Source organism: Streptomyces sp. NBC_00224 (genome assembly GCF_041435195.1).
Classification (GTDB): domain Bacteria; phylum Actinomycetota; class Actinomycetes; order Streptomycetales; family Streptomycetaceae; genus Streptomyces.
On sequence record NZ_CP108106.1, the window covers coordinates 7040624 to 7061253 of the forward strand.

19 protein-coding genes and 1 pseudogene are annotated in these 20630 nt (G+C 70.5%); 10 read left to right on the top strand and 10 right to left on the bottom strand.

Annotation, left to right across the window (positions count from 1 at the left end; translation table 11 throughout):
* Positions 1-84: 84 nt before the first annotated feature.
* On the top strand, positions 85-885 hold the full coding sequence (locus OG965_RS31360; protein ID WP_371655411.1) for a helix-turn-helix domain-containing protein: 801 nt from the start codon (positions 85-87) through the stop codon (positions 883-885).
* 170 nt (positions 886-1055) lie between these two features.
* Positions 1056-1769: an alpha/beta fold hydrolase gene (locus tag OG965_RS31365; RefSeq protein ID WP_371655412.1), complete on the top strand. Its 714-nt coding sequence runs from the start codon at positions 1056-1058 to the stop codon at positions 1767-1769.
* A 125-nt stretch (positions 1770-1894) separates the two neighbouring features.
* On the opposite strand, the pseudogene OG965_RS31370 reads toward OG965_RS31365, so the two are convergent.
* Positions 1895-2081 (bottom strand): annotated as a pseudogene (locus tag OG965_RS31370) (DNA-binding protein); the annotation flags it as partial.
* 133 nt (positions 2082-2214) lie between these two features.
* Positions 2215-3015 carry a maleylpyruvate isomerase family mycothiol-dependent enzyme gene (locus OG965_RS31375; RefSeq protein WP_371655413.1) on the bottom strand — a complete coding sequence of 267 codons (801 nt, stop codon included), beginning with the start codon at positions 3013-3015 and terminating at the stop codon, positions 2215-2217.
* A 59-nt stretch (positions 3016-3074) separates the two neighbouring features.
* Between OG965_RS31375 and OG965_RS31380 the strand changes: the two genes are divergently transcribed.
* Positions 3075-3269: a hypothetical protein gene (locus OG965_RS31380; RefSeq protein ID WP_371655414.1), complete on the top strand. Its 195-nt coding sequence runs from the start codon at positions 3075-3077 to the stop codon at positions 3267-3269.
* Positions 3270-3442: 173 nt separating this feature from the next.
* On the opposite strand, the gene OG965_RS31385 is transcribed toward OG965_RS31380, so the two are convergent.
* The gene (locus OG965_RS31385; RefSeq protein ID WP_371655415.1) at positions 3443-4615 is read right to left on the bottom strand and encodes a magnesium and cobalt transport protein CorA; all 1173 of its coding nucleotides are present in this window, start codon (positions 4613-4615) and stop codon (positions 3443-3445) included.
* A gap of 338 nt (positions 4616-4953) precedes the next feature.
* On the opposite strand from OG965_RS31385, the gene OG965_RS31390 reads away from it, so the two are divergent.
* Positions 4954-6102 carry a winged helix DNA-binding domain-containing protein gene (locus tag OG965_RS31390; protein WP_371655416.1) on the top strand — a complete coding sequence of 383 codons (1149 nt, stop codon included), beginning with the start codon at positions 4954-4956 and terminating at the stop codon, positions 6100-6102.
* 74 nt (positions 6103-6176) lie between these two features.
* Here OG965_RS31390 and lysA read toward each other — a convergent pair whose 3' ends face one another.
* Both lysA and OG965_RS31400 read right to left on the bottom strand, forming a co-directional pair.
* Positions 6177-7508: a diaminopimelate decarboxylase gene (gene lysA / locus OG965_RS31395; protein ID WP_371655417.1), complete on the bottom strand. Its 1332-nt coding sequence runs from the start codon at positions 7506-7508 to the stop codon at positions 6177-6179.
* An 80-nt stretch (positions 7509-7588) separates the two neighbouring features.
* Positions 7589-8020 (bottom strand): SAV_915 family protein, encoded by a 432-nt coding sequence (locus OG965_RS31400; RefSeq protein ID WP_371655418.1) that lies wholly within the window; start codon positions 8018-8020, stop codon positions 7589-7591.
* 352 nt (positions 8021-8372) lie between these two features.
* Between OG965_RS31400 and OG965_RS31405 the strand changes: the two genes are divergently transcribed.
* Positions 8373-10061: an AMP-binding protein gene (locus OG965_RS31405; RefSeq protein ID WP_371655419.1), complete on the top strand. Its 1689-nt coding sequence runs from the start codon at positions 8373-8375 to the stop codon at positions 10059-10061.
* A complete protein-coding gene (locus tag OG965_RS31410) occupies positions 10058-11665 on the top strand; it encodes an AMP-binding protein (protein ID WP_371655420.1) in 1608 nt (535 codons plus the stop codon). The genes OG965_RS31405 and OG965_RS31410 overlap by 4 nt, the downstream gene beginning before the upstream one ends.
* 75 nt (positions 11666-11740) lie before the next feature.
* Here the strand turns inward: OG965_RS31410 and OG965_RS31415 are convergent, their stop codons facing one another.
* Positions 11741-12454 carry a hypothetical protein gene (locus tag OG965_RS31415; protein ID WP_371657110.1) on the bottom strand — a complete coding sequence of 238 codons (714 nt, stop codon included), beginning with the start codon at positions 12452-12454 and terminating at the stop codon, positions 11741-11743.
* 488 nt (positions 12455-12942) lie between these two features.
* Between OG965_RS31415 and gcl the strand changes: the two genes are divergently transcribed.
* Together gcl and OG965_RS31425 are read left to right on the top strand one after the other, a co-directional pair.
* Positions 12943-14724, top strand: a complete 1782-nt coding sequence (gcl, locus tag OG965_RS31420) for a glyoxylate carboligase (protein ID WP_371655421.1) — start codon at positions 12943-12945, stop codon at positions 14722-14724.
* A gap of 205 nt (positions 14725-14929) precedes the next feature.
* Positions 14930-15151, top strand: coding sequence for a hypothetical protein (locus tag OG965_RS31425; RefSeq protein WP_067166032.1), 222 nt, complete (start codon positions 14930-14932; stop codon positions 15149-15151).
* A 107-nt stretch (positions 15152-15258) separates the two neighbouring features.
* Here the strand turns inward: OG965_RS31425 and OG965_RS31430 are convergent, their stop codons facing one another.
* From OG965_RS31430 to OG965_RS31440, 3 genes are all read right to left on the bottom strand, one after another.
* Positions 15259-15639, bottom strand: coding sequence for a hypothetical protein (locus OG965_RS31430; protein WP_371655422.1), 381 nt, complete (start codon positions 15637-15639; stop codon positions 15259-15261).
* A 391-nt stretch (positions 15640-16030) separates the two neighbouring features.
* On the bottom strand, positions 16031-16516 hold the full coding sequence (locus OG965_RS31435) for a hypothetical protein (RefSeq protein WP_371655423.1): 486 nt from the start codon (positions 16514-16516) through the stop codon (positions 16031-16033).
* Positions 16513-16875 carry a hypothetical protein gene (locus OG965_RS31440; protein ID WP_371655424.1) on the bottom strand — a complete coding sequence of 121 codons (363 nt, stop codon included), beginning with the start codon at positions 16873-16875 and terminating at the stop codon, positions 16513-16515. Before OG965_RS31440 ends, OG965_RS31435 begins: the two co-directional genes overlap by 4 nt.
* A 291-nt stretch (positions 16876-17166) precedes the next feature.
* On the opposite strand from OG965_RS31440, the gene OG965_RS31445 reads away from it, so the two are divergent.
* Positions 17167-18564, top strand: coding sequence for a helix-turn-helix domain-containing protein (locus OG965_RS31445; protein ID WP_371655425.1), 1398 nt, complete (start codon positions 17167-17169; stop codon positions 18562-18564).
* Positions 18565-18578: 14 nt separating this feature from the next.
* A complete protein-coding gene (locus OG965_RS31450; RefSeq protein WP_371655426.1) occupies positions 18579-19199 on the top strand; it encodes a 2'-5' RNA ligase family protein in 621 nt (206 codons plus the stop codon).
* Positions 19200-19293: 94 nt separating this feature from the next.
* Here the strand turns inward: OG965_RS31450 and OG965_RS31455 are convergent, their stop codons facing one another.
* The gene (locus OG965_RS31455) at positions 19294-19764 is read right to left on the bottom strand and encodes a DUF4429 domain-containing protein (protein ID WP_371655427.1); all 471 of its coding nucleotides are present in this window, start codon (positions 19762-19764) and stop codon (positions 19294-19296) included.
* Between the last annotated feature and the right edge of the window lie 866 nt (positions 19765-20630).

Genomic DNA, 20630 nt, shown 5'->3' on the forward strand with positions numbered 1-20630 from the left:
GCGCCCGAACGGGTGCCCAGGCAAGCGCCCGATCCGGCCTCGCCCTCCTCCCGCTCGGGGTGGCTGGTCCAGATGCTTTCCGAGATGCCGGACACGAACGACCGGAACCATGTCTACCTCGGCGTCCATGTCCGTGGGCCCGTCACCGTCGTCCAGGAGCGTGCCAAGACCCTGTTGGAGCCGAACGACCTGGTCTTCTGCGACCCGGCCCGACAGCACCTGCTGCAGTTCGGCGAGGACTGCCAGATGATCTTCTTCCGGGTGCCCCGCCACTATTTGGGCGTCACGGAGTCGGAACTGAACCAGGTGCTCGGCGTACCCGTACGCGGCGGGGAGGGAATCGGGGCGCTGGCGTCCGACTTCCTGACCGCGCTAGCCGCCGAGGCGGAGTTCCGCCGGTCCACGATCGGGGACCGGCGTGCCCGGACGGCCGTACACCTCCTCTCCGTCCTGGTCATGGAGCTCCTCGAAGCGGACACGACGGACGAGGCCGACGACGCGTCCGGGGCCGTCAACGAGATGCTGTCCCGTATCCACGGCTACATCGAAGAACATCTGATGGACCCGGACCTCTCACCGGAGTCGATCGCACGCGCCCACCACATCTCCGTCCGGTACCTGCAGAAGCTCTTCCAGAACGACGGCAGCACGGTGAGCCAATGGGTGCGGCGGCGCAGGCTCGAATTCTGCCGCCTCGAACTGGGCCGCTCCAACCGGAGGGTCACCATGGCCGCGGTGGCACACCGCTGGGGCTTCAGCAGCCCCTCGCACTTCAGCCGCACGTTCCGCGGGGCCTACGGCATGAGCCCCAGCGAATGGCAGGCGTTGGCGACCTCGGCCTTCGCATCGACGACTGCCGTCGCCCAGGACGAGCGAAGGCGCTGAGACGCGTGTGCGCTGTCATGACAGCGCGGATGCGCGCACGTACAAGAGGTGCCACTTCCATGGCTCTACCGTGCGTAACAGTCGCACGGACCTCTTGCCGCACTCCGGGCCGCGCCCTGACCGTCGTGACGACGCCCCACACGTGGCCCGACACCGAGAAGAGAACTCGCATGCCCCACCCCACGGTCGTCCTCGTGCACGGTGCCTTCGCCGACGCGACAGGCTGGATAGGCGTCATCTCGGAACTGCGGAGCAGCGGTATCCCGGTGATCGCTCCGTCGAACCCGCTGCGGGGCCTGACGTCGGACGCCGCCTACCTCGCCTCCGTCCTGGCCCAGGTCGAAGGCCCGGCCGTACTCGTCGGCCACGCGTACGGCGGTGCGCTGATCACCGTGGCCGGCGCCGCGGAGAACGTCGTCGCGCTCGTCTACGTGGCCGCCTACGTGCCCCACGAGGGCGAGAGCCTCGGCCGGCTCCAAGAGAGCTTCCCCGAGTCCCCGCTGACGGGCCACCTGAAGGAGTGGACCTACCCGCTCCTCGACGGCGACTCGGCTGTCGAGGTCACCATCGAGGAGACGGCCTTTCCCTCCGTCTTCGCGGCGGACGTGCCCGAGGACGTCGCCGCCGTCCTGGCAGCGACCCAACGCCCGCTCGCCACGGCCGCCTTCACCGAGACCGCGTCCGCGGCGGCGTGGCGGACCAAACCGTCCTGGGCCTTGGTGGCCGGGGCGGACCGCACGATCAGCCCCGAGGTCCAACGCTTCGGCGCCGCACGAGCCGGCGCCGTCGTCGTCGAACTCCCGGACGCCTCCCACGCCGTCGCCCTCTCCGAGCCCACACGGGTCGCCGACCTGATCAGGGACGCGGTACGGGCAACGAGCTGACCGCCCGACCTCGGCGACGACAGGAGCGGGACCGGGCCGGTCGGGGTGCCACGCTTCGCTCGGTCCGAGCTCGGACCGGAAGGCCTCCAGACCTGGCCGCGCGAGCGCAAGTAGCGGTAGCGGTGCCGGGACTGCGTCCACCTCAAGGCGGCGTCGTTGATCCGGGGGTTGGATCACCTCGACGAGCACCGCGGCCGAGGTGATCACCCGTAGGTCGGCGTCGCGGGCGGCGGTGAGCCACTCGTCGACCTCGCGGTCGCGCTGCACGGCCTTGGCCAGGCCCTCGCTGTCCAGGACGAGCGCGCCGCTCACGCGGCTGCCCCGGCATCGGAGGACGCACCGCCGGTGAGCTTGGCCCCTCTTGGCCGCCACGGCCTCGGGATCGGCGGGACTGTTGACTCGTGTCCTACCGGCTTGAGGCGCGGCCGGCCGCCCCCGCTACGTCCTACTTCTCCTCCGGCTCCCAGGCGCGGAGCAGGTCGAGCAGCCCTGCGTCTCCGTCAACGTGCAAGGAGTCGGCCTGGATCCGGTCGTACAGGTAGAGGACCAGCTCACTGGCCGTGCCGTGGACGGAGGCGCCGGCTGCGTCCGAGTCTTCGCCGGTCGCGGCGGTGGGCGCGGGGATGCGGGTGGTGCGTGCCCCGTCGCCGTCGACGGTGAGGCGCCAGGAGCGGCCCTCGGCGGCGTGGAAGTCGAAGGCCGTGGGCTTGTGCGGCCAGGCACTCGGCGTTGCGCAGACGGTGAACAGGAACTCCTCCACACCGTCGAGTGCCAGCTCGACCGGCAGCGGCTGCGGGGCGCCCCCGGCGAGCTGGGCGTCGTAGGTGTGCACCGCGCTCTCCTGGACCCGGTGCCGGGCGGTGCCGCCGGCGGTCTGCGGTGACTGCGACGCGGGCCACCACGTCCAGCAACCGCTCTCCGGTCCCGCCGCGCGCAGGGCGTCCAGCAGAAGCTGCGTCGACGCGGCCAGCCAGGCCAGCAGGGCCTCCCGTTCCAGCGGCACTTCCAGAGCGGCGCGCGCGGCGACGGCCTCGGCCGGGGGAGCGTCGGCAGGCCCCGCGCCGACGATGGCGGCCCAGAAGCGGTCTCCCCCACCCAGGTGCTTCACCAGATCGAACAGCGTCCAGTCGGGGCAGGTCGGCACCTGCGCGTCGAGACTGGGCGCGGCGGCCACCGTGGCGCGGAAGGTGGTCGACCGTTCATCGATCAGTCGCAGCAGGTCAGGGAACTCAAGATTCTTTTCCACGCCGGATGTCTATCACCGTGCTCCGGTGATCGGACAGCGATTTTTACAGTCGCCGCCGGTTGGCCATTGCGGAAGCCCTCGCCTCCCACCGCTCGGGTGACAAGCTGCGCACTGCTGCGAGGACGCTGGTGGTGGCGGTACGCCAGGCGTCGTGCCTGTGGGTGCTCTGGCCTCGCCGCGCGGCCGGGCACCTCGGCGACGTGACGTCCACCCGGTGTGCGCGGTCATGCTGCTGCTCGATCAGCGACGACTAGCTGAAGCCGCTCGGCTGAGCCGCGTCGTAAGGCACATGCGGAACAGCAGGTGAGGAGAGTGATGGCCCGCTCCCCAACGCCGCGCATTCTCCCCGGATTCTCCCCAGGACTCCGAAACCGACCCGCACGGTTATTCGCAGACGCGAAGTTGATCAAGTGATCCGGCTTGCCGCCTACAGCCAATCCCGCCGCTTGAAGATGAAGTACAGGCTCACGCACACCCCCGCCATCAGCAGAATCGCGAACGGATACCCGAACCCCCACCCCAACTCCGGCATGTTCTCGAAGTTCATCCCGTAGATCGTTCCCACCAGCGTCGGCGCGAACAAAATTGCCGCCCACGACGAGATCTTCTTGATCTCCTCGTTCTGTTCGAAGCCCGCCTCCGCCAACGCCCGCATTTCTGCGTTCTGTTGCTGGGTGACCAGTGTCGCGTTGACCGTGAGGATCTCTGTCAGGGCCTGGCGGAAGCCGTCTACGCGTTCGCTGGTGTGGGTTACGTGGTCGGCGACGTCTCGGAGGTAGCGCTGGAGTTCCTCGTCCGTGCCGTACTTGGCGAATCCCGCCATCAGGCCGTGCAGCATGCCGACCAGTGGGCGGGTGGCGCGCTGGAACTCGACGATTTCGCGGGAGAGTTCGTAGATGCGGCGGGACACCTCGGGGTCCCCGCGGAAGACTTCCGTCTCGATCTCGTCGATGTCGTTCTGGACGCCGGAGACGACGGGTACGTAGCCGTCCACCACCGCGTCCAGGATCGCGTACAGCACTGCCTCCGGGCCCAGGGCCATCAGCTCGGGTGTCTCCTCCATGCGGCGGCGCACCGCCGACAGGTCGGGGGCGGCGCCGTGGCGGACGGTGATGAGGAAGTCGCGGCCGATGAAGACGTGCAGCTCGCCGAAGTCGACCTCCTCCGGGGCGTCCAGATAGCGGGCCGCGCGCAGGACGACGAAGAGGGTCTCGCCGTACCGTTCGAGCTTCGGGCGCTGGTGGGCCTCCAAGGCGTCCTCCACCGCGAGCGGGTGGAGGTCGAACTCCTCGGCCAGTGAAAGCAGTTCGGCCTCGGACGGGCGGTGCAGGCCGATCCACGCCATGCCGTCGGGGGTCTCGCGCAGCCGGCGGAAGGTCTCGGCGAGGGTGTCGGGGGACGAGACGCGGCGGCCGTCCCGGTACAGTGCGGACTCCACGACACTGCGGTGGTCGTGCCGTACGGGCCCGGGGGAGGCCGGCGCTGCGGACGCCGGGGGCGTGGACGCGGGCGGGTTCGGCGGCGGGGCGATCTGGCGCCGCCAGGAGTGCTTCTTCGAGGGCGGCGGCGACTGGCCGGGGCGTGCTCCCCGCTCGGTCATGGCGTCACCAGGCCCGGGCTGACTCCTCGCTCGGTCATGGCTTCACCTCCCGCGCGCGACCGCTTCCGGCGTTGTTCCGCAGCGGGCCGGGGTGCGCCCGCCTGGTCTCGGTGCAGGATATACGGCTCAAATGGCACCGGCTCGGCGTCGTTCCGGACGCCATCCGGGTCGTTGACGTACACGCCGGACGCCACCGGGGTGCCCCGTTGCCCCGCTGTCCGTTTGCGGACGTTGCTTGCCCCGCCGCCCCCAGTACCCCCGCGCCCCCAATACTCCGCCGCCCCCCGTACCCCCATCGCGGCCAGAACCTGTCCTAGATCCGCACTACCGTGCCCCCTATGGCCCCGCAGAAAACGCGCTCCTCACGCCCCGCTTCCGCCCCCCTCCTCACCACCCGCGCCCTCAACCGCGCCACCCTCGACCGTCAGCACCTGTTGCGCCGCACCTCCGCGCTCGGGCCGAAGGACGCGGTCGCGCATCTCGTCGGGCTGCAGGCGCAGAACGTGAAGCCTCCGTACTTCGCGCTGTGGGCCCGGCTCGCCGGGTTCCGGCCGGAGCAGCTCTCCGCGCTCATCGAGGCGCGCGAGCTCGTACGGATCGTGACCCTGCGGTCCACCATCCACCTCCACACCGCCGACGACGTACTCACCCTGCGGCCGCTCGTCCAGGCGGCCCGGGACCGTGAGCTCAAGCAGTTCCGGGGGCAGCTGGAGGGTGTGGACCTGGAGCGGCTCGCCGCGACCGTGCGTGGGCTGGTGGAGGAGCGGCCGTACACCATGAAGGAGATCCGGGACGTGCTGAGCGAGCAGTGGCCCGACGCCACGCCCTTCGCGCTGTCCCTCGCCGCGCGCTGCGCGCTGCCGCTCGTGCAGGTCACGCCGCGCGGGCTGTGGGGTCGCAGCGGGCGGGTGGCGCTGACCACCGCCGAGAACTGGCTGGGGCGGGCGCCGGGGCAGGTCCCGGCGCCCGACGACACCGTGCTGCGCTATCTCGCCGCGTTCGGGCCCGCTTCGGTCAAGGACATGCAGACCTGGGCGGGACTGACCCGACTGGGTGAGGTCTTCGAGCGGCTGCGGCCCGTTCTCGTCACCTTCCGTGACGAGAACGGGGTCGAGCTCTTCGACCTGCCGGACGCGCCCCGCCCCGACGAGGGCACCCCGGCTCCGCCCCGTTTCCTGCCCGAGTTCGACAACCTGCTGCTGTCGCACGCCGACCGCACCCGGGTGATCCCGGCGGAGCACTGGGGCCGTACCTGGAAGGGCAGCCAGGCCTTCTGCACCCTCCTCGTGGACGGCTTCCTCGCCGGGGTGTGGCGCCTGGAGGAGGGGAAGGGAGCGGGGGAGGGGCACGCCGTCCTCACCGTTCAGCCGTTCGGGGACCTCGGTCGGGTCCGGCGCGACGAGGTGGCCGCCGAGGGCGAGCGGCTGCTCGCCGAGATGACCTCGGCCACCTCGTACGACGTGCGGTTCGGGGACGTCATGGGATGAGCGCCCCGGACCCCCGGACCCCCGGACCCCCGGAAGGGCGGACCCCCGGAAGGGCGGATCCCCGGAAGGGGCCGTCACACCCCCACATCCCGCGCCCGCTGGTCCTCGAACGTCTCCCGTCGCAGCAGCAGCCGCGACCGCCCCCCGGCGACCGCCACCACGGGTGGGCGGCCGGTCATGTTGTAGCCGGACGCCATCGAGACCTGGTACGCCCCGGACGCCGGTACGGCGAGGACGTCTCCGGGGCGTACGTCGTCCGGCAGTTCGACGTCCTCCGCCAGGATGTCGCCCGCCTCGCAGTGCCGCCCGACCACCGTCGTGGCGCGCATCGGCGCCGATGTCGTACGGCCGACCATGCGGACCGTGTACCGGGCCCCGTACAGCGCCGGGCGCGGGTTGTCGCTCATCCCGCCGTCGACCGCCACGAACACCTGCGCGCCGGTGCGCTTCACAGAAAGCACGCGGTACAGCGCGACCCCGGCCGGAGCCATGATCGAGCGGCCCGGCTCGACCGTGAGCCGGGGCAGTGGAAAGCTGAACTCGGCGCAGGAGCGGGCCAGTTCCTCGGTGATCCGGCGTCCGTACGCGGCCGGGGACGGCGCCGGGTCGCCCGGCAGGTACGCCGCCGCGAAGCCGCCGCCGAGGTCCAGCTCCGGGAGCGTGACGCCGTGCCGGTCGCGGATGCGGGCCAGGAACGCGACCACCCTGCGCACCGCCTCCCCGTACGGCTCGGTCGACGTGATCTGGGAGCCCAGATGGCAGTGCAGACCGACGAGTTCGAGTCCGGGCTGGCCGAGGACGCGTGCGACGGCGTCCTCCGCGTCGCCGCCCGTGATCGACAGGCCGAACTTCTGGCCCTCCGCCCCCGTCATGACCTTCCGGTGCGCGCCCGCCTCGATGCCCGGCAGCACCCGGACCAGGACCTTCTGGGCCGCGCCTTTGGGGACTTGGGCCGCGATCCGGGCTATCTCGGAGTCCGAGTCGATGACGATCCGGCCCACGCCCAGGCGCAGGGCCGTACTGAGGTCCCGCGGGGACTTGGCGTTGCCGTGCAGTACGACGCGCTCGGGCGGGAAGCCGCGGGTCGCCGCCAGCTCCAGTTCGCCCGCCGAGCAGACGTCGAGCCCGAGGCCCTCCTCGGCCATCCAGTCGACCACGGCCCGGGAGACGAAGGCCTTCGCCGCGTAGACGATCTCGGCGTCCGGCAGCGCCCGCCGCCAGGTCCGCGCCCGGGCCCGCACCTCGGTCTCGTCGAGTACGTACACCGGCGTCCCGTGCCGTTCGGCCAGCTCCGCGAGGGACACCCCGGCGAGCGACACATCGCCGCCGGGCGCGTTCACGGCGGAGTCCGGCCACACCGAGGGTGAGCTCAACTCCCGTACGAGAAAGTCTGGTTCGGTTGTCATGCGGCGAAACTCCCTGTCGTCCTGGCGGAAACCTCTGTCATCCGGGAATCCCCGGAATTCCCCATCCGGGGACTCCTCCGTCAGTCCACGAACGCGTGGATCGCGGTGACGGCGGTCCAGACGGCCGCGGCCGCGCCGGTCACCCGCAGCACGCCGACCATGTCCGGGTCCCAGTTGCCCCGGCGCGCGCACGGCTGCCCGACGGGCTCGGCGCGTACGGCGGTCGGGGCCGGGGCCGCGAGCTGCGGGTCGACCGTCACGGTGGTCACGCCGAGCGGCGCCGCCAACGACCGCAGCGCGGGCTCGGCGAGCCGGATCCAGCTCTGGTCGGGGCCGAGCACCGCGCACAGCCGCTCGGGACTGGTGAAGCCGACGGCGGTCCGTACGCCCAGCGGGGTGCGCGAGAAGCGCAACTGCTGTCCTCCGGCAGAGCCGAGCCGAACCGGCACGTAAAGGGCTGCTGCCGGGCGGCGTTCGTCGGGGTCCGCGTCGTCGATGGTGAGGCTTTCCATGGTGCTGCCCTCCGGTGGGAGTACGAGGCCGGGCGGTCGCGAGTACGAGGCCGGTCGGTGCGGCGCCGCTGTGTGCGACGCTTCGACGTTATGACGGCTCCCCGGGCCGGGAGCCGTCTCCTGACGCCGTGTTGATCCCATTCCGCCCGACTTTGATGCTCCTCTAGCGCGGCCCCGGCACCGGCCGCGCCTCATCCACCCTTGGCGACGCCCAGGGGCTGCCGCCCCTCCTCCCCGGAGGGCGGGCGGAATCCGCCGCGCGGACTTCCCCCGCACCCCCCTACGGGGGTAAAGAGGCCTGGTCACGCACCGCAGGGTGGTAGAGAGTGGCGCCAGGCAACTAGGAGGGCACATGGACGCACGTGGCGCCACACAGGAGTTCCGGGCCGGACGGGACTTCCTGCTGGAGCACCGGGAGGACTATGCGACGGCCTGCCAGGGGTTCACCTGGCCCCGTCCCGAGCGGTTCAACTGGGCGCTCGACTGGTTCGACGTCATCGCCGAGGGCAACGACGCCACCGCGCTGCACATCGTCGAGGAGGACGGCCGCGAGATCACCCTCTCGTACGCCGAGATGTCCCTGCGCTCGGACCAGGTCGCCAACTGGCTGCGCGCCCAAGGGGTACGGGCCGGGGACCGCGTCCTCGTCATGCTCGGCAACCAGCAGGAACTGTGGATGACCGCGCTGGCCGCGATGAAGCTGCGGGCGGTCGTCATCCCCGCGACCCCGCTGCTCGGCCCTGCCGACCTGCGGGACCGGATCGAGCGCGGGCGCGCCCGGCATGTCATCGTGCGGGCCGAGGACGCGGCCAAGTTCGCGGACGTGCCCGGGGAGTACACCCGGATCGCCGTCAATCCGCACGGCGCCGACCCCGTTCCCGGATGGCTGGACTTCGACGGGGCGTTCGGGGCGGACGCGCGGTTCGAGCCGGACGGTGTCACCCTGGCCGACGACCCGCTGATGCTCTACTTCACCTCCGGCACCACGGCCCGCCCCAAGCTCGTCGAGCACACCCATGTGTCGTACCCCGTGGGGCACTTGGCGACGATGTACTGGATCGGGCTCAGGCCCGGCGACGTGCATCTGAACATCTCCTCGCCCGGCTGGGCCAAGCACGCCTGGTCGAACCTCTTCGCCCCGTGGAACGCCGAGGCCACCGTCTTCATCTACAACTACACACGCTTCGACGCGGCCCGGCTCATGGCCGCCATGGACGCGGCGGGCGTCACCAGCTTCTGCGCACCGCCCACGGTGTGGCGGATGCTGATCCAGGCGGACCTGAGCGCGCTGCGGAACCCGCCCCGCGAGGTCGTCGCGGCCGGCGAGCCGCTCAACCCGGAGGTCATCGAGACCGTCCGGCGGGAGTGGGGCCGGGTCATCCGGGACGGCTTCGGGCAGACCGAGACGGCCGTCCAAGTGGCCAACACACCCGGCCAGTTGCTCAAGACAGGATCGATGGGACGGCCGAGCCCCGGCTACCAGGTGGAGCTCCTGGACCCGGTCACGGGCGAGCCGGGCGCGGCGGAGGGCGAGATCGCCCTCGACCTCTCGGCCCGGCCGGTCGGCCTGATGACCGGCTACCACGGCGACGAAGAGCGTACGGCCGAGTCGATGGCGGGCGGCTACTACCGCACCGGCGACATCGGATCCCGCGACGAGGACGGCTACATCACCTATGTGGGCCGGGCCGACGACGTCTTCAAGGCCTCCGACTACAAGATCTCGCCGTTCGAGCTGGAGAGCGCGCTCCTGGAGCACGAGGCGGTGGCCGAGGCGGCCGTCGTCCCCGCGCCCGACCCGCTGCGGCTCGCCGTGCCCAAGGCGTACATCGTGCTCGCGGCGGGCTGGGAGCCCGGCCCGGACACCGCGAAGGTGCTGTTCGAGCACTCGCGCGCGGTCCTCGCCCCGTACAAGCGCATCCGCCGGATCGAGTTCGGCGAACTGCCCAAGACGGTCTCCGGGAAGATCCGCCGCATCGAGCTGCGCGAGGCGACGGCGGCGGGTTCGAAGGCCGAGTACGACGAGGGGGACCTGCGGTGACGGACCTCTCGTACGCCCACGGCACCAGCGGCACGCCGCTGCTCGGCGACACCATCGGGGCCAGTCTGGACCGGGCGGTCGCCGCCTGGCCGGACCGCGAGGCGCTGGTCGACGTGGAGTCCGGGCGGCGCTGGACGTACACGCAGTTCGCCGCCGCCGTCGACGACTTGGCCCGCGCGCTGCTCGGCAGCGGGGTCCGCAAGGGCGACCGGGTCGGCATCTGGGCGGTGAACTGCCCGGAGTGGGTGCTCGTGCAGTACGCCACGGCCCGGATCGGCGCGGTCATGGTGAACATCAACCCGGCGTACCGGGCGCACGAGCTCGCGTACGTACTGAAGCAGGCCGGGATCTCTCTGCTGGTCGCCTCGCAGACACACCGGACGAGCGACTACCGGGCGCTGGTGGAGCAGGCGCGTCCGCAGTGCCCGCAGCTGCGGGCGGTGCACTACATCGGGGACGCGTCCTGGGAGGCGCTCCTGGCGGCGGGCGCGACGGTGACGCCCGGTCAACTGGCCGCCTGTCAGGCCGAGTTGTCGTGCGACGACCCGATCAACATCCAGTACACCTCGGGGACCACCGGCTTCCCCAAGGGGGCGACGCTCTCCCACCACAACATCCTCAACAACGGCTATTTCGTGGGCGAGTCGATCTCCTACACCGAGCGGGACCGGATCTGCGTGCCGGTGCCGTTCTACCACTGCTTCGGCATGGTCATGGGCAACCTCGCGGCCACCTCGCACGGGGCCTGCGTGGTGATCCCGGCGCCGTCCTTCGACGCGGCGGCGACCCTGCGGGCGGTGGAGCGGGAGCGGTGCACCTCGTTGTACGGCGTGCCGACGATGTTCATCGCCGAGCTGAACCTGCCGGACTTCGGCTCGTACGACCTGTCCTCGCTGCGTACCGGGATCATGGCGGGGTCGCCGTGCCCGGTCGAGGTGATGAAGCGGGTCGTCGCCGAGATGAACATGGCCGAGGTGTCCATCTGCTACGGCATGACGGAGACGTCCCCGGTCTCCACCCAGACGCGTGTCGAGGACGACCTGGAGCGCAGGACGAGCACGGTGGGGCGGGTGCTGCCGCACATCGAGGTGAAGGTGGTGGACCCGGCCACCGGCGTCACGCTGCCGCGCGGCCAGGCGGGTGAGCTGTGCACCCGCGGCTACAGCGTGATGCTCGGCTACTGGGACGAGCCGGAGCGGACCGCCGAGGTGATCGACGCGGGGCGCTGGATGCACACGGGCGATCTGGCGGTGCTGCGCGAGGACGGTTACGTCCAGATCGTCGGCCGGATCAAGGACATGATCATCCGGGGCGGCGAGAACGTCTACCCGCGCGAGATCGAGGAGTTCCTCTACGCCCACCCGAAGATCGCGGACGTCCAGGTGGTGGGCGTCCCCGACGAGAAGTACGGCGAGGAGATCCTGGCCTGCGTGATCCCGCGCGACCCCGCGGACCCGCCCACGGCAGAGGACATCGCCGCGTTCTGCCGCGACCGCCTGGCGCACTACAAGGTGCCGCGACGGCTGCGGATCCTGACGGAGTTCCCGATGACGGTGAGCGGGAAGGTGCGGAAGGTGGAGCTGAGGGAGGGGTACGGGGAGTAGGGGGCGGGGCTCGGGGCGCGGTGGGCTCCCGGCTCAGGGTCCCCGGCTTACGGCCTGTGGTTTACGGCCTGTGGCTTACGGGCCCGTCGCGACCAGCTCGTCCGCCGCGTCGTTGACCGGCTGGGGCGTGCCCGTCAGGTCCATCACGAACAGCGGGATGGACAGTTCGTCGCCGCGGGCCCGGGCGTCCTTGGTGTATCCGGCGAGTGAGAAGTAGACGCCGGTGGCCGAGCTGCTGAGCGCGTTCAGCCACAGGCACTCCACCGCGCGCAGCGACGCCGGGCGGGTCGTCGGGTCGACCTGGGCGACCAGGCCGGGGCCGCGCAGATCGATCCCGGAGGCGGGGCGCGCCTCGGACTGCAGGACGTCGCGGAAGCCGAGCCACTTCAGATAGAGCGCCGCGGCGGTCACCGCGTCCCGGGCGGTACGGATGGTCACCGGCCGGAACGCCGGGCGCGGGGGTGCGGCGGTCGGTGGAACCGGGATGTGGACCGGCAGCCGGGCGGACGGCGCGGAGACCGGCCGGACCGGAATCCGCAGCACCGTGCCGCACGAGCACCCCAGCTCCGGCTGCGGCCACTGGTCCTGCCGCCCGCACACGTCGCAGCGCACGACGACCCAGTCGTCGGTCCAGGTGCGGTGGGTGATCGGCTCGGGCGCACCCCCGCGCTGGAGCGGCGGCGCGAGCGGGGCGCCGCAGGGGCAGGGGTAGGTGGTCGCGGCGTACCGGTGCTCGCGCCGGCACATCGGGCACCGCACGACGAGAGTCTCCCGCCCGAGCCCGGCCATGGGGTACGCGGATCCGGTGTGGTGGCCGGGGCCGCCCGGGTATCCGGATCCACCCGGGCGTCCGGGGTTGTCGGCGCCGCCGGTGTGCCCGGCTCCGCTGTGGTGCCCGGGGTTGCCGGGATGTCCGGCTCCGCCGGGACTGTCGGCCCCGCCGGGGTGCCAGGCCCCGCCGAGTCCGCCCCCGGGCAGGCCGCCGCGCCGCTCCGGCCCGCCGGGTCCCGGCGCCCCGCCGTACCTGCCGCCGGCTCCGCCGGCCCCGTCGCCGATTCCGTCGATGCCCATGTCGTCCACCCCGCGCTCGCCGCCCGTACGGTCCATCGTCCCCCACCCGCGCCCGCCCGGGAGGCGTCTTCGGGGATCCCTTGACGCGCCTGCGTACGCCCCCTATGTTTCTTCCATATAGCAGAACTAAACTTCCGCATTACGGAATCAAGGCTCTCAGGTGGCGCGACAGAGCCCGATCCGCCAGGCCGAAGCAGGAGCACTCCATGCCTCGTATGACCGCTGCCCGAGCGGCAGTTGAGATCCTCAAGCGCGAAGGCGTCACCAACGCGTTCGGCGTGCCGGGCGCGGCGATCAACCCCTTCTACGCGGCCCTCAAGGCCGGTGGCGGCGTCAAGCACACGCTGGCCCGCCACGTCGAGGGCGCGTCCCACATGGCCGAGGGGTACACCCGGGCCAACGCCGGGAACATCGGCGTCTGCATCGGTACGTCCGGCCCCGCCGGCACCGACATGATCACCGGCCTGTACTCCGCGATCGCCGACTCGATCCCGATCCTCTGCATCACGGGCCAGGCGCCGGTCGCCAAGCTCCACAAGGAGGACTTCCAGGCGGTCGACATCGCCTCGATCGCCAAGCCGGTGACGAAGGCGGCGACCACGGTCCTGGAGGCCGCGCAGGTCCCCGGCGTCTTCCAGCAGGCGTTCCACCTGATGCGCTCCGGCCGCCCCGGCCCGGTCCTCATCGACCTGCCGATCGACGTCCAGCTCACCGAGATCGACTTCGACCCGGACACGTACGAGCCGCTGCCGGTCTACAAGCCGTCGGCGACCCGCGCGCAGGTCGAGAAGGCGATCGGGTTCCTCCTGGAGTCCGAGCGCCCGCTGATCGTCGCGGGCGGCGGCGTCATCAACGCCGACGCGTCCGAACTGCTCGTGGAATTCGCCGAGTTGACGGGCGTTCCGGTCATCCCGACCCTGATGGGCTGGGGCATCCTCGCCGACGACCACGAGCTGAACGCCGGCATGGTCGGCCTCCAGACCTCGCACCGCTACGGCAACGCGAACTTCCTGGAGTCCGACTTCGTCCTCGGCATCGGCAACCGCTGGGCCAACCGCCACACCGGTGAGCTGGACGTCTACACCAAGGGCCGCAAGTTCGTCCACGTCGACATCGAGCCGACCCAGATCGGCAGGATCTTCGCGCCGGACTACGGCATCGCCTCCGACGCCAAGGCCGCGCTCACGCTCTTCGTCGAGGTGGCGAAGGAGCTGAAGGCCGCGGGCAGGCTGCCCGACCGCAGCGCGTGGGCGGCCTCGACCCAGGAGCGCAAGGCGCAGCTCCAGCGCCGTACGCACTTCGACAACGTCCCGCTGAAGCCGCAGCGCGTCTACCAGGAGATGAACCGCGCCTTCGGCCCGGAGACGCGGTACGTCACCACCATCGGCCTCTCCCAGATCGCGGGCGCGCAGATGCTGCACGTCTACAAGCCGCGCCACTGGATCAACTGCGGCCAGGCGGGCCCACTCGGCTGGACCATCCCGGCCGCGCTCGGCGTCGCCACGGCGGACCCGGAGACCCCGGTCGTCGCGCTCTCCGGCGACTACGACTTCCAGTTCATGCTGGAGGAGCTGGCCGTCGGCGCGCAGCACAACATCCCGTACGTCCACGTCCTCGTGAACAACTCCTACCTGGGCCTGATCCGCCAGGCCCAGCGCGGCCTGGACATCAACTTCCAGGTCAACCTGGAGTTCGAGAACATCAACTCCCCGGAGCTGGGCGTCTACGGCGTCGACCACGTCAAGGTCGTCGAGGGCCTCGGCTGCAGGGCGATCCGGGTGACCGAGCCGGACCAGCTGCTGCCGGCCTTCGAGGAGGCCAAGAAGCTGGCCGCCGAGTACCGCGTCCCGGTCGTCGTCGAGGCGATCCTGGAGCGGATCACCAACATCTCGATGGGCGTCAAGATCGACGCGATCAACGAGTTCGAGGAGCTGGCGACGGAGCCGGGGCACGCGCCGACGGCGATCCGCCCGCTGCAGACGTCGTAGCCCGGTAGCCCGTACGAGACCGGCGGCTCCGGTGCTTCCCGTGGGGGGTGGCACCGGAGCCGTCGCCGTTCACTCGTTCGAGTTCATACGGCGGGGTTTCGGCAGGGTTTCGGCGGCGCTCCGAGGGGCTCACGGGCCAATCGTGTCGAATCCGAGACGGGCGGAGGCGGTGCGACGGGCCGCGACGGCGCATACTGGATAGACCATGACGCAGCCGTCCGCGCCGAGGCGCCACCTGCCCACCAGTCCCTTCAAAGCTCCGGTCGAGCCGCAGGCCAAGACCTTCGCCCTGGGCGACCGGGTCTCCCACGACCAGTTCGGCCTGGGCACGATCGTGGGCGTCGAGGACGGAGTCGCCATGCTCGTCGACTTCGGCTCGCGCCGCGCCCGCATCCTGAGCCCCTACACCCGCATGCACCGTCTCTGAAGACAGAGCCGCGCGCCACACACAACAGCAAGGCCCCGCCCGCGAGCCGCGGACGGGGTCTTGAACACGTCTGGCGTGGCCGGACGGAATTGGTCGCCCGTCGACTACTACAAATTGACGATGGGGCGGCAGATCCAGGGCTGGGTATTCCTGCACACCTGGTACTTGGATATGTAGTTGCCCGGCCAGACGTCACCGCAGGGTTCTTCGGCGCCGTTCGGGTCGCCGACGTATCCGTCCCGGCCGTCAATGGTCCACCAGCGGGTGAGGAACCCCTCGCCGTTGGCGTAGGTGTCGCAGGCGTAGACGCGCTGGTTGTTGCCGTTGACGCCGCCGTGGCCGCAGATCTTGCGCCCGAGGAACCCGCAGCCACCGAGCTGACTGTCACTGTCGGCGACCGCGCCCGGCGCCAGCCACAGCCCCGCACTCACGATCGCGGCCAGGGCCCCGCTGAACGCGGCCAGCCGATTCCTTTTCCCAGCTTTCATACGGATCATTCCCCCGTTTCTGGTTGGTCGAGGTTTCGCCGCTTCCTACTCCCTCCCGCCGCACAAAAACAGCCTCTTGGTTTGCCGTTCCGCTGAATGTCCGATACCGCCACATTCTGTGACCGTAATGACATTCTTGACGCGGGATATGCGGGATGAGAACGACCGCGGCGCCACCTGGGCGCGCGGGCAGGGCGGGCTCGGAAGCCGCCGTGGTCGTGATGCCGGGCGGTGTGCCGGATCGCCCAACCCTCCGGTCCCTCCGATGCGCCGGCGGGCTCGGAGGTGGCGAGACAGGTCATGCACTCCATCACGTGCACCGGGGCGAAGGCGCCCGGAGTCGTGTCCGCTCCGAGGACCCACTCCGCGTAGTGGATCACAGAGCGGGGGCTCACAGCATCCGCTCCGCAGCCGGAACGACGACCAGCCGATCCCGCCCACGCAGCACGAGTGCAGCCACGGCGCGGGCATCACAGACGTTGCCCACCGCTCGCGGGGGCAGTGCCCAGTACGGGCCGGGCCGCGAGAGCAGGTCCAGCCGTGGCACTCCCAGCCACGTCCCCGGCGTCAGGCACTCCACACCCGGCACCCGCCAGTGGGCGTACGTGCGGGGCGGGACGAGGGCGTAGTACCAGACGCCGACGCCGTACGCGTCGTGGATGACCGCCCCGCCCTTCAGTCCCTCGGCGAGGAACGCTCCAACGACCTCGGGCATCGAGCTGCCAGCGGCCGCGTGAACGACCGGGGCTGGCAGGCGGATTGCGTCGAACACGGCTCCGGTCCGCAGGAGCGCGACCCCTACGTCGAACTCGCGCCGGGCCTGCGCCGGCACGGCGTGGGCTGAGGCGAGCCATCCGGTGATTGCCTGGTCGATCATGACGAGACCACCTCGGCGCTGTTCTCGGCGGCCTGTGCGTAGGCGATGAACGCGGCAGCGGCGCGGCTGCGGAGCGGGAGCGCGACGGCGAGGTGGGCCGCCGACAGCGTCACCACCCCGCCGACCCGCCCGTCCTCCATGAGCCGTAGCGTGCGGGTGAGTCCCGGTCGCTGGTCCTTCGGTGAGTCCAGCGGGCCAACGTCGTACAGCGCCGCTGTCACGGTCCACTGCTGTGCCGTGGCGTACTCGCGCAGCGCAGCGAGAACGGCATCCGGAGTGCTGCCGTCTGAGATGCAGGCGTACAGCGCGACGCTGACACGGCTGTCGCTCCTGCCCGTTCCGATGGGGATGGCGAACACAGGTGAGCCCCTGTCGTGAGGTTCGTGGGTGCCTCAACAATCGCGCTCTGCTGGGCCCGCCGTCACGGGCAGGGATGTCCAACTTTTCTGGCGGGTCTAGAGCCTGCTGACCTGGAGCAACGCCGTTTCTTGGCTATGGAATTGGACGCAGTGTGCTCCGCGGAATCGAAGGGACGGCCACTCAGGGCTGACAGATTGACTACCGTGAGTAAGAACGTGTCGTCAGGGAGCGCGATGTCACCACCACCAAAGCCAGGAGCGAAAGCGGACCGTGACGCTCTTCGCCACGAGATGGCCGCCGTCGGATGCACCACCGCGCAGATCGCCACGGAGATGCGCGTCCGCTTCCATCTGCGTCCCCGAGAAGCATGGCGGCACGCCCTCGGGTGGACCTTGCAGGAGACCGCAGAGCGTGTGTCCTGCGCACCCGGGCATACCATCGCGGCGGACGCCTCCCTGGTGGCCAAGTGGGAGAAGTGGCCCGGCGCGAGCGCGCGACGTCCGAGCCTCCAAGTCCTCGTAGCCCTCGCCGGCATCTACGACTGTGATGTCGAGGACCTTCTCGACATCGACGACCGTCGGGCACTGCCGAACAGCGACCTGCGGATCCTTCAGCACCACGCGCCCGAGCAGTCACAGACGACACCGCACCCGCCTGCCCCGGCCGAGCCGAAGCCTGACCGCGTACTCGCAGCCGCCGCAGAATCTGCGACCTGGGCACTGTGGGCCGAGTCCACCAACGTCGGTGACATCGCCCTCGAACAGCTCTTCGTCGACGTGCAGACCCTTGCCCGGGACTACCTCACCGACGACCCCCTGCTGATGCTCCGCCGCACCTGCGACCTCCGCGACAGGGTGTTCCGCCTCCTCGAAGGGCACCAGCCGCCCCGCCAGGCCGTCGACCTGTACGTCTCGGCGGGCTACCTGTGCGGACTCCTCGCCTGGATGTCGTCCGACCTCGGCAACCTCCGCGCCGCCGACACGCACGGGCGTACCGCGTGGCTGTGCGCCGAGACCGCCGGCCACAACGGGCTGCGCGCTTGGATCTGCTCGACTCGCTCCAAGATCGCCATCTGGGACGGACGCTTGCGGGACGCGGTGAACCACGCCCGGCGGGGAGCGCTTGTCGCCGCAGACGGAACCGTGGGAGCGCTACTCGCCTGCCAGGAGGCCGATGCATGGTCCATGCTCGGCGTGCGGAGTGAAGCCCTGGGAGCCCTCGCCAGGGCAGAACACGCACGTGAGGCCATTCAGGGGACAGACGAAATCGGCGGACTCTTCTCCTGCCCGCAGGCCCGACAGGAGAACTACGCGGCCGGCGTCCACCTGCTCATTGGCCAGCCGCACGCGGCGTTGCGCGAAGCGCAGACCGCCCTCGACCTGCTCGCAACCCAACGGGTCCGCGCGTACGGCACCGAGGCGCAGATCCGAATCAGCCAGGCCGCAGCCCTGCTCGCCTGCGGCGAGCCAGACGGCGTCGTGGAGGCACTGCTGCCCGTGCTGGCCATGCCCAGGGAACGACGCATGGGTCCCGTCACCCAGCGCATGAGCGACCTCGCCACCGCCATGGGCCACGGGCCCGCCGCAGACGCGAGCGCCACAACCGTGGCACGCCGCGCGATCCTTGAGTGGTGTGCTGACTCCGCCCCGCGACACCTTGCGCTCTCGTCAGGAGACGGGCCGAACTGATTGGATTCCGGGGCATGACGACAGAACCCGAGCACATGCGTGATCACTGGTGGTGGCGGCCGGGCTGGAGCGTCGGCCGCAGTTTCTACACATGGCACCTGACGTTCGAAGGTCAGCCGGACGTCCACCGCTTCGCGGCCGATTACCGCGCGGCACTCGGGCCCGTCGGCGGCCTCGACCTCATCCCTGACGAGTGGCTGCACCTCACCATGCAGGGCCTCGGCTTCGTGGGCGAGTTCCCCGAGAGCGCCGCGACGGCCATCGAGCAGGCCGCCCGGAGGCGCCTCGCCGAAGTGCCAGCGTTCGAGGTCACCTTGAATGCTCCGATCGTCGACCCGGAGGCGATCCTCGTCCCTGTGCGGCCAGATGCGCCGGTGCGTGCCGTGCGGGACGCGATCCGTGCAGCTGTCGGTGACGTTCTACCGGAGGTCCCCGAGCGTGCTGAGGGGTTCACCCCGCACGTCTCGCTCGGGTACAGCCACGGGACCGGACCGGCGGAACCGTACGTTAAGGCGCTGGCAACGCTGGACGTCGAACCCGCACGTGCCCGCATCAGCCATGCCGAGCTGATTCTCATCAACCGAGACGACCTCATGTACGAGTGGACGCCCTTTGCCAAGGTGCCGCTCGGGTGATGCTGGCACGACGAAAGCGCCCCCTCCCGCCCGAAGGCGAGAGGGGGGCATCGGCCCGGCCGCGCTCGGGGCAGTGACCGGGCCGGGCCGATCGTTACCCGCCGAGGAGCCGGGCCTTCTGCGTCGCGAACTCCTCGGGCGTGAGAAGACCCTGCTGCACGAGCTCGTTGAGCTTCGTCAGCTCATCAGCCACCGAGAGGGGCGCGGCCGGTGCGGATTGTGGGCCGTGCTGCGCGGCGATCGCCGCGTCCAGGGCGGCGCGCAGCTTCTCGAACTCCGGCATCTGCTTCTTGGCGAAGATCACCGAGTTCTCGTCCTTGGCAGCCGTGTTGGTCTGCGTGCCGAAGCGGCCCCGGACCTCGTTGCCGCCCGGGACGGTGAACTGGATGAAGCCGTTCATCATGGGCCCGGCGGGCTTCCACTGGATGGCGCTGATTTGGCTGATGTGGAGCCGCTTCTCGCCCTTGCCGTAGGTGGCGCGGGCTACGAAGCCGTGCCGGTTGATGGTGAGGTACTGGCCGTCGAAGGTGACGGTGGTGCCGCCGTGCGCATCGATTGTGATCATGTGCCCCCTTGCTGGTGGGGGGATGGTGGCATGGTCGTGGTCGTGGTATGGAGGAAATGGCGAAGCCCCGCGCGGTGGCGGGGCTTTGTCCGGGCACGCCAGACGTGGAGCCAGGGTGCGGCATGATCCGCTGGAACGCAACCACGGATGTGGGGCGGCGTGTTGTCCGCAGGCGGGCTGAGCCCATGGCGGTTGCCGATCGACTTGGCGTCGGCCGGGCGCCGAACCCACTTCGTTGGGTCAAGGTCGTCGCGCTCCCCGGCTCATCGACGCGAACCCAGCCATGCGGCCAGCGGCCTCTGTGTCCCTCGACGAGATCGCGGAACTGTTCTGCGTCGTCCACTTCACCGAAGTTCTCGCTCTGCCACTTTCCGCTTTGGCGCCACTTCACCTGGTAGGTGACCGTGCCGCCCTTCTGAGGGCGCTTCACGATGCTCGCCATGCCGTGAAGATAGGGGAGTTTCTCATGATCGTGTTCCCACGGTGTTCCCATGCTCTTGACGCAGATCAAGGCCTCACCCAAACATGCAGGTGAGGCCTTGATCATCGAGCGCTCGATTCGGGACCGTAAACCGAACCCAGCACCCGGGCTCTGAAGTGGTGACCGCCCGACGGAACGAGGCTGGCGCGACAGGACGTTCGCACCGCCGGGCGGGGCTTGGTGGGGGAGGAGGTGCACGGACTCCCCAAAGACCGTGCCCCGGTTGCCACGGGCTCCCCCAAGCCCGTGGTGCGGGATCGCGGCGGCGGGGCGATTGGTGTGGCCCGGCGTTCCTTCTTTCAGGTCAAGAAGGGGCCGGGGCAGACCTTGACCACCGCACTGGCATCGTCCACGCCGCCGCGATCACCGAGTCGTCCGAAACCAC

What these genes read in the sequence shown, in the direction of transcription:
- OG965_RS31360 (WP_371655411.1), top strand. Translation starts at nt 85, where the DNA reads ATGCCGGACACGAACGACCGGAACCATGTCTACCTCGGCGTCCATGTC.
- OG965_RS31365 (WP_371655412.1), top strand. Translation starts at nt 1,056, where the DNA reads ATGCCCCACCCCACGGTCGTCCTCGTGCACGGTGCCTTCGCCGACGCG.
- OG965_RS31385 (WP_371655415.1), bottom strand. Translation starts at nt 4,615, where the DNA reads ATGACCGAGCGGGGAGCACGCCCCGGCCAGTCGCCGCCGCCCTCGAAG.
- OG965_RS31390 (WP_371655416.1), top strand. Translation starts at nt 4,954, where the DNA reads ATGGCCCCGCAGAAAACGCGCTCCTCACGCCCCGCTTCCGCCCCCCTC.
- lysA (WP_371655417.1), bottom strand. Translation starts at nt 7,508, where the DNA reads ATGACAACCGAACCAGACTTTCTCGTACGGGAGTTGAGCTCACCCTCG.
- OG965_RS31400 (WP_371655418.1), bottom strand. Translation starts at nt 8,020, where the DNA reads ATGGAAAGCCTCACCATCGACGACGCGGACCCCGACGAACGCCGCCCG.
- OG965_RS31405 (WP_371655419.1), top strand. Translation starts at nt 8,373, where the DNA reads ATGGACGCACGTGGCGCCACACAGGAGTTCCGGGCCGGACGGGACTTC.
- OG965_RS31415 (WP_371657110.1), bottom strand. Translation starts at nt 12,454, where the DNA reads ATGGCCGGGCTCGGGCGGGAGACTCTCGTCGTGCGGTGCCCGATGTGC.
- gcl (WP_371655421.1), top strand. Translation starts at nt 12,943, where the DNA reads ATGCCTCGTATGACCGCTGCCCGAGCGGCAGTTGAGATCCTCAAGCGC.
- OG965_RS31425 (WP_067166032.1), top strand. Translation starts at nt 14,930, where the DNA reads ATGACGCAGCCGTCCGCGCCGAGGCGCCACCTGCCCACCAGTCCCTTC.
- OG965_RS31430 (WP_371655422.1), bottom strand. Translation starts at nt 15,639, where the DNA reads ATGAAAGCTGGGAAAAGGAATCGGCTGGCCGCGTTCAGCGGGGCCCTG.
- OG965_RS31435 (WP_371655423.1), bottom strand. Translation starts at nt 16,516, where the DNA reads ATGATCGACCAGGCAATCACCGGATGGCTCGCCTCAGCCCACGCCGTG.
- OG965_RS31445 (WP_371655425.1), top strand. Translation starts at nt 17,167, where the DNA reads ATGGCCGCCGTCGGATGCACCACCGCGCAGATCGCCACGGAGATGCGC.
- OG965_RS31450 (WP_371655426.1), top strand. Translation starts at nt 18,579, where the DNA reads ATGACGACAGAACCCGAGCACATGCGTGATCACTGGTGGTGGCGGCCG.
- OG965_RS31455 (WP_371655427.1), bottom strand. Translation starts at nt 19,764, where the DNA reads ATGATCACAATCGATGCGCACGGCGGCACCACCGTCACCTTCGACGGC.